Origin of the sequence: Sphingomonas sp. Leaf30, from assembly GCF_001422525.1 — a bacterium.
GTDB lineage: Bacteria > Pseudomonadota > Alphaproteobacteria > Sphingomonadales > Sphingomonadaceae > Sphingomonas > Sphingomonas aerolata.
The window spans coordinates 25,994-39,660 of the sequence record NZ_LMKZ01000017.1 but is presented as its reverse complement, the minus strand read 5'-3'; the positions used below and the strand labels follow the sequence as shown (position 1 = coordinate 39,660).

11 protein-coding genes and 2 pseudogenes are annotated in these 13,667 nt (G+C 61.1%); 6 read left to right on the top strand and 7 right to left on the bottom strand.

The genetic code is table 11. The features are described from left to right. The first annotated feature begins 8 nt into the window (after positions 1–8). Entirely contained in the window at positions 9–1,934 is a 1,926-nt protein-coding gene (locus ASE89_RS13275; RefSeq protein WP_082451511.1) for an alpha-L-fucosidase, read from the top strand. 114 nt (positions 1,935–2,048) lie between these two features. Continuing rightward, positions 2,049–2,606 carry a hypothetical protein gene (locus ASE89_RS20540; protein ID WP_156363496.1) on the top strand — a complete coding sequence of 186 codons (558 nt, stop codon included), beginning with the start codon at positions 2,049–2,051 and terminating at the stop codon, positions 2,604–2,606. A 98-nt stretch (positions 2,607–2,704) separates the two neighbouring features. Here the strand turns inward: ASE89_RS20540 and ASE89_RS13270 are convergent, their stop codons facing one another. Next, positions 2,705–2,971, bottom strand: coding sequence for a hypothetical protein (locus ASE89_RS13270; protein ID WP_056678619.1), 267 nt, complete (start codon positions 2,969–2,971; stop codon positions 2,705–2,707). 62 nt (positions 2,972–3,033) lie between these two features. Further along, positions 3,034–3,549: a YciE/YciF ferroxidase family protein gene (locus ASE89_RS13265; RefSeq protein WP_031393879.1), complete on the bottom strand. Its 516-nt coding sequence runs from the start codon at positions 3,547–3,549 to the stop codon at positions 3,034–3,036. A gap of 224 nt (positions 3,550–3,773) precedes the next feature. Between ASE89_RS13265 and ASE89_RS13260 the strand changes: the two genes are divergently transcribed. Next, positions 3,774–4,583 carry a SirB1 family protein gene (locus ASE89_RS13260; RefSeq protein ID WP_056678615.1) on the top strand — a complete coding sequence of 270 codons (810 nt, stop codon included), beginning with the start codon at positions 3,774–3,776 and terminating at the stop codon, positions 4,581–4,583. A gap of 83 nt (positions 4,584–4,666) precedes the next feature. Here the strand turns inward: ASE89_RS13260 and ASE89_RS13255 are convergent, their stop codons facing one another. From ASE89_RS13255 to ASE89_RS13245, 3 genes are all read right to left on the bottom strand, one after another. Beyond that, positions 4,667–5,029 carry a hypothetical protein gene (locus ASE89_RS13255; RefSeq protein ID WP_236701791.1) on the bottom strand — a complete coding sequence of 121 codons (363 nt, stop codon included), beginning with the start codon at positions 5,027–5,029 and terminating at the stop codon, positions 4,667–4,669. Between the two features lie 186 nt (positions 5,030–5,215). After that, positions 5,216–5,734: a general stress protein gene (locus tag ASE89_RS13250; RefSeq protein WP_056678610.1), complete on the bottom strand. Its 519-nt coding sequence runs from the start codon at positions 5,732–5,734 to the stop codon at positions 5,216–5,218. Between the two features lie 162 nt (positions 5,735–5,896). After that, entirely contained in the window at positions 5,897–6,463 is a 567-nt protein-coding gene (locus ASE89_RS13245) for a hypothetical protein (protein WP_056678607.1), read from the bottom strand. Between the two features lie 590 nt (positions 6,464–7,053). Here ASE89_RS13245 and ASE89_RS13240 point away from each other — a divergent pair. The 3 genes and pseudogenes from ASE89_RS13240 to ASE89_RS21620 form a co-directional block, all read left to right on the top strand. After that, positions 7,054–8,979, top strand: a complete 1,926-nt coding sequence (locus tag ASE89_RS13240; protein WP_056678604.1) for a S9 family peptidase — start codon at positions 7,054–7,056, stop codon at positions 8,977–8,979. Positions 8,980–9,642: 663 nt separating this feature from the next. Continuing rightward, positions 9,643–11,445 (top strand): GGDEF domain-containing protein, encoded by a 1,803-nt coding sequence (locus ASE89_RS13235; protein WP_056678600.1) that lies wholly within the window; start codon positions 9,643–9,645, stop codon positions 11,443–11,445. A 339-nt stretch (positions 11,446–11,784) separates the two neighbouring features. Continuing rightward, positions 11,785–12,166 (top strand): annotated as a pseudogene (locus ASE89_RS21620) (DDE-type integrase/transposase/recombinase); the annotation flags it as partial. Positions 12,167–12,204: 38 nt separating this feature from the next. Here the strand turns inward: ASE89_RS21620 and ASE89_RS13230 are convergent. Beyond that, positions 12,205–12,768: a glycosyltransferase gene (locus ASE89_RS13230; RefSeq protein ID WP_056678595.1), complete on the bottom strand. Its 564-nt coding sequence runs from the start codon at positions 12,766–12,768 to the stop codon at positions 12,205–12,207. A gap of 469 nt (positions 12,769–13,237) precedes the next feature. Continuing rightward, a pseudogene (locus ASE89_RS20850) lies at positions 13,238–13,667 on the bottom strand (S41 family peptidase); the annotation flags it as partial.

The following is a 13,667-nucleotide window of genomic DNA, read 5'->3' as shown; positions in this document are numbered from 1 at the left end:
GAGTCCCCATGTCGATCATCACCCGCCGCGCTATGCTTGCCTCGGGGCTCGCCTCCGGCCTGGCATCGACAGCGTCCTCGAGCGGCTGGGCGCGCAAGCCATCGCCCGGAACTTCACCCGCGTCCTGGGGAGCAACCCCCTCCCCGCGCCAGCTCGCCTGGCACGCGCGCGAGCAATATGCCTTTGTCCATTTTTCGATCAACACCTTCACCGATCGCGAATGGGGCTATGGCGACGAAGACCCCAAATTGTTCGCACCAACCGACTTCTCGGCGGATCAGATCGTCGGAGCGGCCAAGGCCGGCGGCCTGCGCGGGATCGTGCTTACCGCCAAGCATCATGACGGGTTCTGTCTGTGGCCGACGATGCTGACCGAGCATTGCGTCAGGAACAGCCCGTTTCGTGACGGCAAAGGCGATGTGCTCCGCGAATTCGAGCAAGCGGCCAGGCGTGCCGGCCTCGACTTCGGCCTTTATCTGTCGCCCTGGGACCGCAATCACGCCGAATATGGCCGCCCTGCCTATCTCGACTATTACCGCAAACAGATCGTCGAACTCTGTACGCGCTACGGCCCGCTGTTTGAGTTCTGGTTCGACGGCGCCAACGGCGGCGACGGCTATTATGGCGGCGCCCGCGAGACACGGAAGATCGACTCCGAGACCTATTATAACTGGCCGTCGATCTTCGCCCTGGTGCATCAGCATCAGCCCATGGCCTGCACCTTCGAACCGCTAGGGTCCGACGTGCGGTGGGTCGGCAACGAGGATGGTGTCGCCGGCGATCCGTGCTGGCCGACTATGGCCAACCGCAAACCGAGCCAGGCGGACGGCAATGCCGGTCTTCGCAACGGGCCCTTATGGTGGCCCGCCGAAACCAACACCTCGATCCGCCCGGGCTGGTTCTACCACGCCGACGAGGATGCGAAGGTCAAGGATCCCGAACGGATGCTGCAATTGTTCGACGAATCGATCGCGCGCGGCACCAATCTGATCCTGAACCTGCCACCCGACCGGCGCGGGCGTCTGGCCGATCCCGACGTCGCCGTTCTGCAAGCATTCGGTACCGCGCAGCGCGCGACGTTCGCGGACAATCGTGCGACCGGCGCGATCGCGTCAGCCGATCACGATCGCGGGCCGGGCTTTGCGGCGGCCAATGTGCTCGATCGTAACCCCGCAAATTATTGGTCGACCCCCGACACCGTCCACACGCCGAGCCTTGTCCTCGACCTTCCGCCCGACCGCAGCTTCGATCTCGTCCGGATCCGAGAGTTCCTGCCGCTTGGCGTCCGCGTCGACCGCTTTGCGATCGACGTCGATCGCGGCAAGGGGTGGTCGGAGATCGCATCGGGCACGTGCATCGCCGCACAGCGTGTCGTCCGCCTGCGCGCGCCCGTCGTCGCACGACGGCTGCGCCTGCGGATCATCGCCGCACAGGCGTGCCCGGCGATCAGCGAGATCGCGCTGTTCCGCCAGATCGCGCCGATCGCAGTCGCGCTGCCCGCCGCGCGTAGCCGCGATGTGCTGCAGCCCTCCGAGATATCGATCGTCTCGGCATCGGGACAGACTGCCGGCGCCGTGCTCGACAATGATTCGAACACAGTCTGGCAGGTTCCCGTTGCGTCGACTGCGGATCGGCCGACCGTCACATTCAAATTGACCACGCCTCAGCACTTGGCTGGCTTCATCCTGACGCCCTCGCGCGCGGTGATGACGGATACCGCGCCACCGAAGCGATTCCTTGTCGAGACAAGCCTCGACGGGAGGACATGGGTCAAGGCGGCTGCCGACGAGTTCTCGAACATCGCCAACGCGCTCTCGCCGCAGCGCATCGTGTTCGACACGAAAATCGACGCCGTCTACGTCCGCATGACCTTCATCGGTCTTGCATCCCCCAGGACGCATATGGCCATCGCCGGCATCGACCTGTTCCGGTAGAGGGCCGGCAGGCGCGATACGTATCCCGCCTGCGCCCGTCGCTCATCTTCGGATGAACGCCAGCATGTCAGCGTTGATGACGTCGGCGTGTCAGGCTGATAGCCCGGATAGGTCTTGAGCCTGCCGCCCATCGGATACCAGTTCCGGCAAGGCGGGCGACCTGATCATCTTCGCCATGATCACCAGCACAGGCTGGTCTGCGATGCGCGCGACCGGACGTTGCGAGACTATTGGAAGAGCGAATCCAACTTTGTCGATGTCGATCCGACCGCCAGCAGCTTCGATCCGAAGACGGGCGAGCGACGCCTTTCGATGACGGGTAAGGCGCGCACGAACTGGACCTCAGACTGGTATCCAACCGACGGGATGGGGACCGGCTATCGTGCTGCTTTCACCCGCGACGCCGGGCTCGACGGTGACGCACCGTACGCCGTCCCCTATCCACAGCATACGCGCACGGTGGACACGGTCCTGTTGCCGCAAGAACGATATCGCCAGAACAGTCGCGGGCATCGAATATCGCCGCCGTGTCACGTTAAAGGGCGGCATGTTCACCGCGAAGCGCACCCGCCGACGAGTTCGCAGCCTATGGCGTATCGCCCTGAGATGGGTCGCATCGCCGTTGCTCATGATCGCCCACCCACGCGTAGATCACAGTATCAGGACCGGTAGGACGCTCGACGCTGGAAGTGGCGGTCTTGTTCAGGACAGAAAATCTGTGTCCCCTGCCCTCAACAAGAGGCACAATTCCCGAGCTGGTCGGGGCGGTTTCAGTGCTCGTTGGAATGCCGGTCTTCGGCCGGCGTGTAATAGCGCGCGATCTCCGCTTCGGTGAGGGCGTGACCGCTCGACTCTTCAACAAGCGCGGCGATTTCGCCATCGGTCTTCCCGGCGTTGCGCAGCTGCTCGATCTCGTCGCTTACCATGTTGATGAAGGCGGGGACCGGGAACCGTTCCTCACCCAGGCCCAGTGCATCACGCATGTGTTTTTGCGCACGCAAGGCTTCGGGAAGCGTGAACGCGATATCATCAGCCATCGAACGCGCCTTTCATGGACTAGATATGGTCGGGGGGCATTGGCCCCCCGACACCGAAACGCTTATGCGGTGACCGCTTCCGCTTTGACGTTCACGCTCGACGTTGCCATCGCGGTCAACTTGTCGTCGGTCGCATATTCCTCATCGAGCGTTTCTTTCAGGATCGCAGCGATATCGGCGCGGCCGAGCTGGTTCGCCCAAGCGATCAGCGTGCCATAGCGCGTGATCTCATAATGCTCGACAGCCTGTGCCGACGCGATCAGCGCGGCATCCAGAACGGCTTTGTCCTCGATCTCGCCGGCGACTTCGTTGGCTTCCTTGATGATGCCGTCGATCGCCGGGCAGGTCACGGCCTTCGCCTTCTCGCCAAGCAGGTCGAAGATCCGCTCGAGGCGCGTGATCTGCCCTTCCGTCTCACGCAGATGGGTTTCGAAACCCTGCTTCAGGGCTGGCGCCGTTGCCTTGGCCACCATCTTCGGCAGCGCCTTGGTGATCTGGTTTTCCGCGTAATACACATCCTGCAACTGGTGCAGGAACAGGTCGTCGAACGTCACGATGTCTTTGGAAAACAGGCCCATGATAGTATCCTCGCTAAGCAAATGGCTGCGAAGCAGACTGCTCCGGCACCGCCGCAACGCGCCGGCTCCGGGGTAAGTTTCGTTCGGTTCAGCGCAGCCTTCACGCCAGTCCGATCGGTGGCGGCGTGTTGATCCTCGACGCCGATCCGGTTGTCACTCGGCTGATCATGCCGGCAGTCAAGTCGGGCATAGGAACGATCGGAAAAGCCCCCATCTAGCGTCGCATGACCAATAGCATTCTTCATCTCGGGCTCATGGAAGACGGGGAGATCGAGCTCGATCTGGCCGCCCTGGAACTCGCAGCGCTCGATCATCCCGGTATCGATCTCGACGACTATATCGACGAGCTCACTGGCATAGAATTGGCCCTGCGCGCTGCTGACGACAACGCAGCAACCGGCGTCGCTCAGGCCCAGACCCTGCGCAGCGTCATGGTCGAGGATTGCGGATTCTCCGGCGACCGCACGCACTACGACGATCCCCAGAACGCGGACCTGATCGCTGTCGTCGATCGACGGCTCGGTCTGCCGATCAGTCTGTCGATCCTCTATGTGGCAATGGCCCGACGCCTTGGATGGTCGGCGACGCCGCTCAATACCCCCGGCCACGTCCTGGTCCGCATTGGCGACGCACCGGATGTGCTGATCATCGATCCCTTCAATGACGGTCGCATCGTCGCCCCCGAACAGGTGGAAGCCTTGTTGGAGCAGATGACGGGCCAAACGCGGTTTTCCGACGGTATGCTGCCACTGTCGAACCGATCGGCGCTTGTTCGACTGCTGCTCAACCAGGCGACCCGTGCCGAGCAAGCCGGCAATACCGCGCGCGCGCTAGTCGTGTACGATCGCATGACGATCGTGGCGCCCACGCACGCCCATGGTTGGTGGGAGCGAGCTAGACTTCAGCTGGTCGCAGGAGATGTTGCCGGCGCCCGCAACAGTCTCAGCGCGATGCTCGAGATTTCCCGGGACGACGATTTGCGCTTGCAGGTATCGGCAGCGCTCGATGCCCTTCCCCGGCCAACGCCTTCGTGAACGTAGCGGTAGACTGGCTCCACTCCAAGCGCCCTTTGGGAAGGCCTCTGCCCGCAACAAGATCGTCGAGCTCTAGTATACCTCTAGCTCGCCGGCTTTGCGATCCTTGGTAGCTTCGCCGCGCGGAGCTTGCTCAGCAGATCGCGTGCTTCCACGGGGGCCGCCTGTTTGAACAGGCTGAACAGCGCGCCATCGTCCAAACCGCTGATGTCAAACCTGATCGACAAGTCAATGGGCTGACGGAGACGAGCACCGGGCTGCGCCTCGAGGACGAGTACGAACCACCGCATTCCGACAGGCGGCTGTCCGATATTCTCGGCGAACTCCCCTGCAACCGCTTGGCGTATCCGGATGCGTCGATCAGGATTATTGTCGAACCAGGCCGCGTCCCCGTGCGTGGCCACCTCTGCGATGCGGTCGTCGATCGAGCGGGGTGTACTGATCATCATGAGGTCCTGACATGCGCCATTGCGGGGCGGCCTGTAGCGGGCCTGGTCACATTGGCAAATGGCGCGATGCGCACACGGCTTCGGCTCAGGCGCCGCTATACTCGCCTTCGATGCTGTCCAATGCCGAGACGGGGCGCCCCCTTCGGAACGCCCCGCTTTTTAGAGCCAGCAAAGCAGAGCGGATTACGCCGACGCGACCTTGGCACGCGTCGATGTGTGACCGCCGGAGCGATACAGCAAATCGGCTGCATCCTCGGGAGCGACCCCTGCCCCGGCGGTATCGACCGACACGAACACGCCACCTTCGTTGATGCGACCCTCATAATAGCTGGCATCGACCCGGCTGACGCCATGATCCGTCATGACTTTTTCCAGCCCCCCGACGGCGCCACCGAGCGCCGCACCGACGACGGCTGCACCGGGGATTGCTGCCGACGCGATCGCGCCCGCTGCAACGAGAGGGCCGACGCCGGGTATTGCGAGCGCCGCGATACCGAGCAAGGTCCCGATACCAGCGCCGGCTGCGACCTTGCCGACAAACTCCTGCGTGTCGCCGTTGCCGTCTGTCGTCGTGTTCTTGCCATCGTGCTGCGCCACGATCGAAATCGCGCTGTCGTTTACGCCCGCAGCGCGCAGCTCTGAAACGGCGCGCTCTGCATCGGCGTGATTGTCGAAAACGGCTGATACGAGGGTCGTGCTCATGATGATTCCTGTCAACAGTTCGGTTTGCTCACGGATCTAGAAGCGGTGTCGAAGGATGATCGTTCCGAATATTGAGGGTTAGCGAAGCGGTAACCATGAATAGCAGCGTCCCGACACAGGACGCCGTGCGCGGGATAGACCATGCCCTTGGGCAGGTGCGACTCAAGTGTCACTTTTTGCTTTTCGCCATTGTCGCATCGCGGCGTCATATCGTTGACGCTCGGCTTCAACTGCAGCCGCTGCCGCGCCGACGTCTGCGCGGTGTTGTTCTTCAAGCTCACGTCGCTCGCGGGCCAGTTTGGCCTCCCGGTCCGCCAACCCCTTCATCCTGCCGCCGAAATCGGCCGCCACCGTCTCCAGCGCAGCCTCCGCCGCCTCGAGCTTCGCGCTGCTGGGCTTCGGTTTCGGTGCAGACTTCGGTTTTTGCGGCTGTTCGGACGTTTCGGGGCGCGCCGAAACATCTCCCCGCGCTGTCCGCAGTTCGGGGGCCGGCATGGCCTTGATCTGCTCCGCGGTCGTGCCCCGAGAATGCTTCACGACCACGCCTGGCGACGCCAAAGGCTCTGCGGTCAGCGCGGGGTCTGTGACGAGCTCAGCTATCCCTCGCGCGAACAGGTCTCGCTCGCTGCCCCAGGCCTCGAGGGCAGCCTTCTGAGTCGTTGCAGCGACATAGGCATCATTGAAGCCAGCGACCGTCCTGTAAACCTTCAGCTTTTGCGCACGAGCCATACGGTCTGATACCGCGCTATGTGCTGAAATAGAAGTTGGCGCCGGTCGCGCTTCCGGTACCGACGCCAATGCCCACCTCCGGGCTTACCGGACACGGATCGCGCTCGGCTGTTCGCGCCATCGTCGGTCCGGTCACGACCTGCCTAGACACTCCTAAGCGGTAAGCGAAGGCGGCACGTCGATGTGCCTCGTCTTAAGCGTGGTTCTGCCGTCAAAGCTTGCATTGGGTCACATTGCTTCAAGCAGCATGGGCGTCCTAGATATATGGAGGAGAAGCGCCGCCATGGCTACGCATTCCATCGATGCTGAAGTTAGCAGTTAACTATATCGGCTTGCGTCGAGAAGCGACTGGAACTGCGATAAAGACCATTTTTTGGCTCAAGCTGTAGGCGACGCTTGCGATCATCGAGCGTTCTATTGTTGAGACGCAAATCGCACTCCCTGCGATGGACGCGAGATGTTCGCCGATCGGCTGAGGATAGAATCGGGGCGATAAATCACGATGTCGATCACGCGAGACCGCTAGCAATTCAGCGGACCCGCTGTACCCGCCCTTGACCTAACGGTGCCCGGCGACCGACAACCGGCGAATGATCAAGCCTCTCATCGCAACCGTCGCGCTGTTCGCGCTCGCTACCGGAACCGCAGCGCAGACCGTGCCGACGCAGCAGGTCGGCAGCGCCACGCTCTCTGGCGTGCCCAATATCCCCGTCGAGGTGCGCGAGGCGGTGCAGCGCTATCAGAATAGTCGGGCGGCGCAGTTCGAGGATTGGCTGCCGGACGGCTCGATGCTGATCGCCACGCGCTTTGGCGCGACGCAGCAATTGCATCACGTCGCAACCCCCGGTGGCGCACGCACACAGATCACGTTCGGCGCCGAGCCGATTGCCGCCGCGACGACGATCCCCCGCAGCGATCGTTTCGTGATGACGCGCGACACGGGCGGTGACGAGTGGTTTCAACTCTATACGCGCGGCCTCACCGGTGTAGCCACGCCGGTGACCGAAGCCGGCACCCGCAACCAGTCGCCGGTTTTCAGCAAGGATGGCGCGCTGATGGCATGGGCGCGGGCGACCAAGGGAAGCGCCGCTTATGCAATCCTGGGGGTCGACCCAAAGGCGGGCGGCAACCCGCGCTCGCTTTACCAGTCCGACGGCGCGGTGGCGCCCGCCGATATCGCGCCCGACGCTGCGCGGCTGATATTTGTGCGCAGCCTTTCCAACCGTGAGGACCAGCTGTTCGAGCTGGATCTTAAGACCGGCAAGGCGGACCGGATCGCGCCGAAGGCAGACGCTGCCGTCTATGCCGACCCCCGCTATCTGCCGGGCGGACGAAAGCTGATCGCCATCTCCGATTCCGGCAGCGACACGCGCCGACTGGTCGAGATCGATATCGCCAGCGGCGCGCAGACGGTCCTGACGCCGGACCTGAAATGGGACGTCGAGAGCTTTGACCTGACGGATGACGGGCGCGTGCTCGCCTATTCCGTGAACGAGGACGGCTTCTCGCGCGTGGTGGTGCAGGATCGGGTCACCCGCCGCGCGCTACCGCAGCCGGTGCTGCCGCGCGGTGTCCTGACCGCGCTCAGATTTTCGCCCGACGGCAGGAATCTGGCGATTGGCCTGACCTCGGCCACTTCTGCCGGTGACGTCTGGAGCTGGGGCGTGACCGGAGGCGGCCTGACACGCTGGACCGTGTCGGAGCTGGGCGAACTCGATCCCGCCACGCTTGCCGAGCCCGAGCTCGTACGCTTCAAGTCCTTCGACGGCCTGTCTGTCCCGGCTTTCGTCTATCGGCCCAAGGGCTTGCCGGCAGGCACGCGGACGCCGGTAATTATCGACATCCATGGGGGCCCGGAGGCGCAGACGCGCCCGATCTGGAACTATGGCGCGCAATATTTTGCCGATGTGTTGAAGGCGACGGTGATCCTTCCCAACGTCCGCGGCAGCGACGGCTATGGCAAGCGCTACCTCAACCTCGACAATGGCGTGAAGCGCGAGGACTCGGTAAAGGATATCGGCGCCCTGCTCGACTGGATCGACACGCAGCCGGGCCTCGATGCAGGTCGTGTCGCGGTTTATGGTCAGTCCTATGGCGGCTATATGAGCCTTGCCGTCATGACGCATTATTCGGACCGGCTGGTCGGCGGGGTCGAGCGCTACGGGATCAGCAACTGGAACACGTTCCTCCAGAACACCGAGGCCTATCGTCGCGACAATCGCCGCGCAGAATATGGCGACGAGCGCGATCCGGCGATGCGCGCGGTACTAACGCGGGTGTCACCGTTCACGAATGTCGCGCGGATCACAAAGCCGATGCTGGTGATGCAGGGCGCCAATGACCCGCGTGTGCCCCAATCAGAATCGGACCAGATCGTGGCGCGCCTGCGCGCAAACGGCAACGACACTTGGTATGTGGTGTTCGCCGACGAAGGGCACGGCTTTCTGAAAAAGCCGAACAACGATCTGCGGCGCGAGGTGGAAACCGTATTCTTGAGGCGTCTGTTTGAGCGGTAGCGTTGGGGGGAATAGGCCTGGGCGGAATTTGCCGCGCGCCTTTGCGATGTTGACCCACAGGCAGACTTTGATGCCGCTGCTTCAGCTGCTTGCGCTCAGACATCGGTTTAGGTTGGCGCCACGTGCTCCTTCGTCGCTTGCCGTACGAACACCGAGAACGCCAGCGTGACGCCTGCGATCATAAGGATGCCTTGGAACGTCAGGGGCTAGCCGTGCGCTTGCCCTGCCCGGCTCGTCACTGCGCTTGCCGCCGACCCCTGGTCCACGAGCATCTGCTAAATCTGTTGCAGCGCCCCAGCGTGTCCGCGGGCGAGGCTGGCATTGGGCACGGTGCCTAGCACCGCCGCCCCAAGCGTGCTGTCTAGATTTCGGGCAAACAAGCTGGAGGCCGTCGTGGCCCCGCTTTGCCAAACCCACGCTGCCCTGGATCAGCTTGAGGCGCTGAAGATCCGCGGCGGGCGGGTTCTGCGCCGCAATCTTCACATAACGCCGCGTAGGCATCCCCAAGGGCGGGTGCGCAGATCAGACGGCCTGCTCTGTTTCGCATGGCGCCGGCCGAACCTCGCTATCGGCGATGGAGCCAAATTTGGAGCAGGCTTCACAACCGATTGAAAATACACCAGTCCTTATGATCCGTTAACCGTCGCCTCCTAGATTTTGCGCATGAACCGAATAGCCCACCGTGTAACCGAGCTCACACGTTTTGCAGCGCTACCGATCGCCACAGGCGTTGGTTACTATCTGGCGGCCTTCGCGTCCCTCTACCTCACCCGCGGTGCTGACGGGATCGCGATGCTGTGGCCGCCCAGCGGCATTCTGTTCGCAGCCTTACTGGTCGAACCTCGGAATCGCATCGTGTGGCACATAGGCGCCGCAGCAATAGCCAGTCTCGCTGCCAACCTCGGCTGCGGGAATGGCGTCCTGCTTTCGATCGGTTTCACGCTCGCTAACGTGTCCGAGTCCGGATTTGCGGCATGGCTTTTACGAAACCGAACGCGGCGTCGTGATTCATTCACCGATCCAAAGGGCTTGGTCTGGTTCTGCATCGCCGCAGCGGCCGCGGCAGCGTTGAGCGCGACGATCGCCGCCTGCGCGACGACGGCTGTCGGGATCAGCTTCTGGCTTTCGTGGTTCACGACTGATCTGCTGGGGATCTTGATCGTTGCCCCGCTCATCCTGATCTCGGGCCGAGCCTTCTATCGCAAAAGGTTTCGCGATGGCTTGGCAGCAGCCCCTCAAGCCATCGCGATATTTCTGCTCGTGGCCAGCGTGTCGATAATCGCTTTCTCTCAGGTCAACTACTCGCTGCTTTTCCTGCCGATGCTTGCAGTCCTTCTGGCAGCGTTGCGAATGGGTCCGTTTGGCGCCGCCGGAAGTGTGCTGATCGTTGCGACGGCCAGCTCACTCGCCCATATTTTCGGCTCTGATCCGCAGGCGATAGCCGACGGTCAGGCGTACGCACGTAGCATCTTTCTACAATTCTATCTGCTGGCCCTGTTTGCGGCTGCCCTGCCGATTGCCGCCCTGCTCGCCACGAGACAACAGCTGATCGATAGCAATGCGAACAAGCTGCGGTTGCTCGAGCTTGCCGAAGGGGCGGCTCATGTGGGTCATTGGCATCTTGGTTTGTTGACGCAACTCATAACATGGTCGGACGAAGTCTTTCGCATTCATGGTGTGGAGAACCGCGTTCCGCCGTCACTCGACACCGCGATAGACGCCTATCATCCTGACGATAGGGATGCGGTTTCGGCACATATCGGGCGCTCCCTCGAACACTGCGTAGGTTTTGAATTCACCGCTCGCATCGTCCGCCCCGACGGGGAGGTACGCCATGTGTTTTCGAAGGGTGAGATTGACCGAAACGGCGTCAATGAGTCGGTTGGCCTGTTCGGCATTATCCAGGACATCACGACCCAGGTTGCGCACGAAGCCGAGATGGAACGGGCCCGCATTCGTGCTGAGACTGCCGCCCGCAACGCGATAATTCTGGCCGAGACGGACCAGCTTACCGGAATTGCAAACCGGCGCCGTACCAGCTTCGTGCTTGAGCAGACGTTGCTGCTCGCCCGCGAAACCGGGCACCCAATGTCCGTCGCGATGTTCGATATTGATCACTTCAAGCGCATCAATGACACCTATGGACATCAGACAGGCGACGAGGTGCTGAAGAGGGTGGCAGCAGGCGCTGCCGCGGAACTGCGCAGCGGCGATACCATTGGCCGCTTCGGCGGTGAAGAATTCGTGATCGTGTTACCGGACGCCGCAGCGGATGCGGCAAGCAAGGTCGCCGAACGGGTGCGTCATGCGATCGGCACGGACAACTGTACGCCGGGCGTCACGGTGAGCATTGGCGTGGCTGAAATGGCGCCTGGGGAGACGTGCGACGCGCTGCTGAGGCGAGCCGATGATGCGCTGTATGGTGCAAAGAACGAGGGTCGCAACAGGATGCGGCTGGCCGCTTAGCGAAAGTCGCCCGTAGCCGCAGCCGTACTTCCATTGTCCGATGAACGCGTAGCTCAATCACGCTAAACGTAAGCGTCGAACCGGTAGAGAGGCAGTCGCTTGGGCGACCGCGCCGAGAGCGCTCCAGGGCAATCGCTTTCCCAAAGCCTGCGCCCAATTGCGCATTCGAAAATGGCCGGTCGGCTGCAAGAAACGGGAAAGATGGCGCTTAACGAATGCCCGTTATCGGGTGCCCATAAAGCCACTCCGAACGTCCGGTATTGCTGAAAAAGCAGCCTGTCCACTATCGGCCGAAGATTACCGTAAACAGCCGTTCGTTCAGGTGGCGATGCAGGGGCTTATGAGGCGGAGATCCTGGAACGCTACATCACCAAAACCAGGGACAAGGATGCAGCGCTCACGTTCATGAAAAGGCGCTGAAGCTTCACGACAGGCCTGAGGCGATCACTACCGACGGACTGCGCCCGTACGGTGCGGCGGTGAAGGAACTGGTCAACCTGAATAAGCAGGAGGTTGGACGCTGGCCAACAAACGGCTCGAGAACAGCCACCTGTCGTTCCGACGAAGGGAGCGCGCAATGCTGCGTCTCAGGCGAATGAAGACGCTGCAAAATCTCGCCTCGGTCCATGCCAACGTTCACAACCAGTTCAATCTCGAACGCCACCTCGTCGACCGGCAGACCTACAATGAACGACGATCCGCCGCCTTGGCGGAGTGTCAGATCCCCGGACGAAGCCTAGGTGTTTTGCAATTGATTTGTCAGTGCAAAGGAGTGTGCTTCCCCAGCATCAGCGCCGACAAAGTCTCTAGGATCTCATCGTAGCGTTCAGTCGTGGCGCGATAACGTATGGCGTCCAATAGAAATGGCAGCCCACCGAGGTAGCGGCGGCGCTTGCGCGCTCGAATTCCTACAGCTCTCTCGATTGCCAGCAAGACTCCTTGCTCGATCCCATCCCGGGTCCGCGCACTCGCCACCAAAAACTTGTTGGGTCCAGTGTAGTGCCGTAGGAACGCATTCGTCCAAGTCGAAACATGCCGGATCGGCTTCTGTGCGTTCCAGCGGAAGTCCAGCGGGGTCCAGTCAAATTCGGCGACAATATTGAAGGCACATTGATCTGCCCCCTTGCAGCCACCGGGATAAAGGCCATGTAGATCATGGCGGTAGGGGCAATGCCGATCATGTTCAAGCAAGGCGTTAATGAATTTTTGGTGTAAGCGTTTGTCTAGCCACTGCCGGCCAGAGATCAAGATAACGCCGGCATTGAAGTAATTCGGCGACCTGTCCGTTTTTAATGCCATGAGCAATGAGGTTTTGTTGATCATACGGCATATACGATACAAAGTCGTAGACGGCAGCGAAACTGGTCGTGAATCCAAACAAACTATTGAACTCGAAAGAGCGACATGGGAGGACATCGCCGTCCATGTATACTATGTCTTCGTGTAAATGCGCCACTTGCTCGATGGCATCAGCTTTTAAAAGTGTCACAGGGCTGATGTGACCGTGCAATTTAATCGATGAATCATCTGCGCCGGAAGTTTGGCCGCAATCCAAGATACGCCTATGAATGGTGAATGATCGCATAGATGCGTAGCGTAGAAGATTGTCGTCTAACGGTACATCGTAGCCCACTTGATAAAAATATACGTCCATCGGCGAGGACGAGAACATACATAGGCCAGCTACTGAAAACTGCGTAAGTTCATGATAATTCTTATCAGTTATAAAAACGGCCGCGACGTTAGATTTTCCCATATAATCTTCCACCCTGTAATGAAAATAACCGTTCGTCTATAAATACGCCCGTATAAAACGAATATAAACGCTATACCGCATCCGTCGGATGGTCCACCCTGTGTTTTGGGCATTACTTCGTTTGAGCGATGTCAATTTTACATCCCTTTCGTTCTCTAGGAAGATGCCACTTGTCTGGAATGTCTCACCGATAAGCGTGGCCAGGCGATTGCGGCGGACGAAATCGGCGAACAGGAACGTGGCCGAGCTGTTCTGTGGCCTGATCAGAACGCGCACGTCGCCCTCATAGCGCGTACCGCGCGGTCTGATCGGGTCGATCCGGTCGCCTTGCGTATCGAGCCGAAGGAACCGGTCGTTGATCCTGGTCGCATTCTCTCCCAGATGGTCGAAACTGCGGTCCCACGTGTCGAGCACAGGGCGCAGGTCTTGGGGCACGGTGCGGTAGCGGATGAGCCTCACGGCGTCT

Bases quoted from the DNA above. Each gene is read 5' to 3' on its own strand.
- ASE89_RS13245 (WP_056678607.1), bottom strand. From the start codon at position 6,463: ATGGCTCGTGCGCAAAAGCTGAAGGTTTACAGGACGGTCGCTGGCTTC.
- ASE89_RS13230 (WP_056678595.1), bottom strand. From the start codon at position 12,768: ATGATCAACAAAACCTCATTGCTCATGGCATTAAAAACGGACAGGTCG.
- ASE89_RS13235 (WP_056678600.1), top strand. From the start codon at position 9,643: ATGAACCGAATAGCCCACCGTGTAACCGAGCTCACACGTTTTGCAGCG.
- ASE89_RS13275 (WP_082451511.1), top strand. From the start codon at position 9: ATGTCGATCATCACCCGCCGCGCTATGCTTGCCTCGGGGCTCGCCTCC.
- ASE89_RS13265 (WP_031393879.1), bottom strand. From the start codon at position 3,549: ATGGGCCTGTTTTCCAAAGACATCGTGACGTTCGACGACCTGTTCCTG.
- ASE89_RS13255 (WP_236701791.1), bottom strand. From the start codon at position 5,029: ATGATCAGTACACCCCGCTCGATCGACGACCGCATCGCAGAGGTGGCC.
- ASE89_RS13270 (WP_056678619.1), bottom strand. From the start codon at position 2,971: ATGGCTGATGATATCGCGTTCACGCTTCCCGAAGCCTTGCGTGCGCAA.
- ASE89_RS13240 (WP_056678604.1), top strand. From the start codon at position 7,054: ATGATCAAGCCTCTCATCGCAACCGTCGCGCTGTTCGCGCTCGCTACC.
- ASE89_RS13260 (WP_056678615.1), top strand. From the start codon at position 3,774: ATGACCAATAGCATTCTTCATCTCGGGCTCATGGAAGACGGGGAGATC.
- ASE89_RS13250 (WP_056678610.1), bottom strand. From the start codon at position 5,734: ATGAGCACGACCCTCGTATCAGCCGTTTTCGACAATCACGCCGATGCA.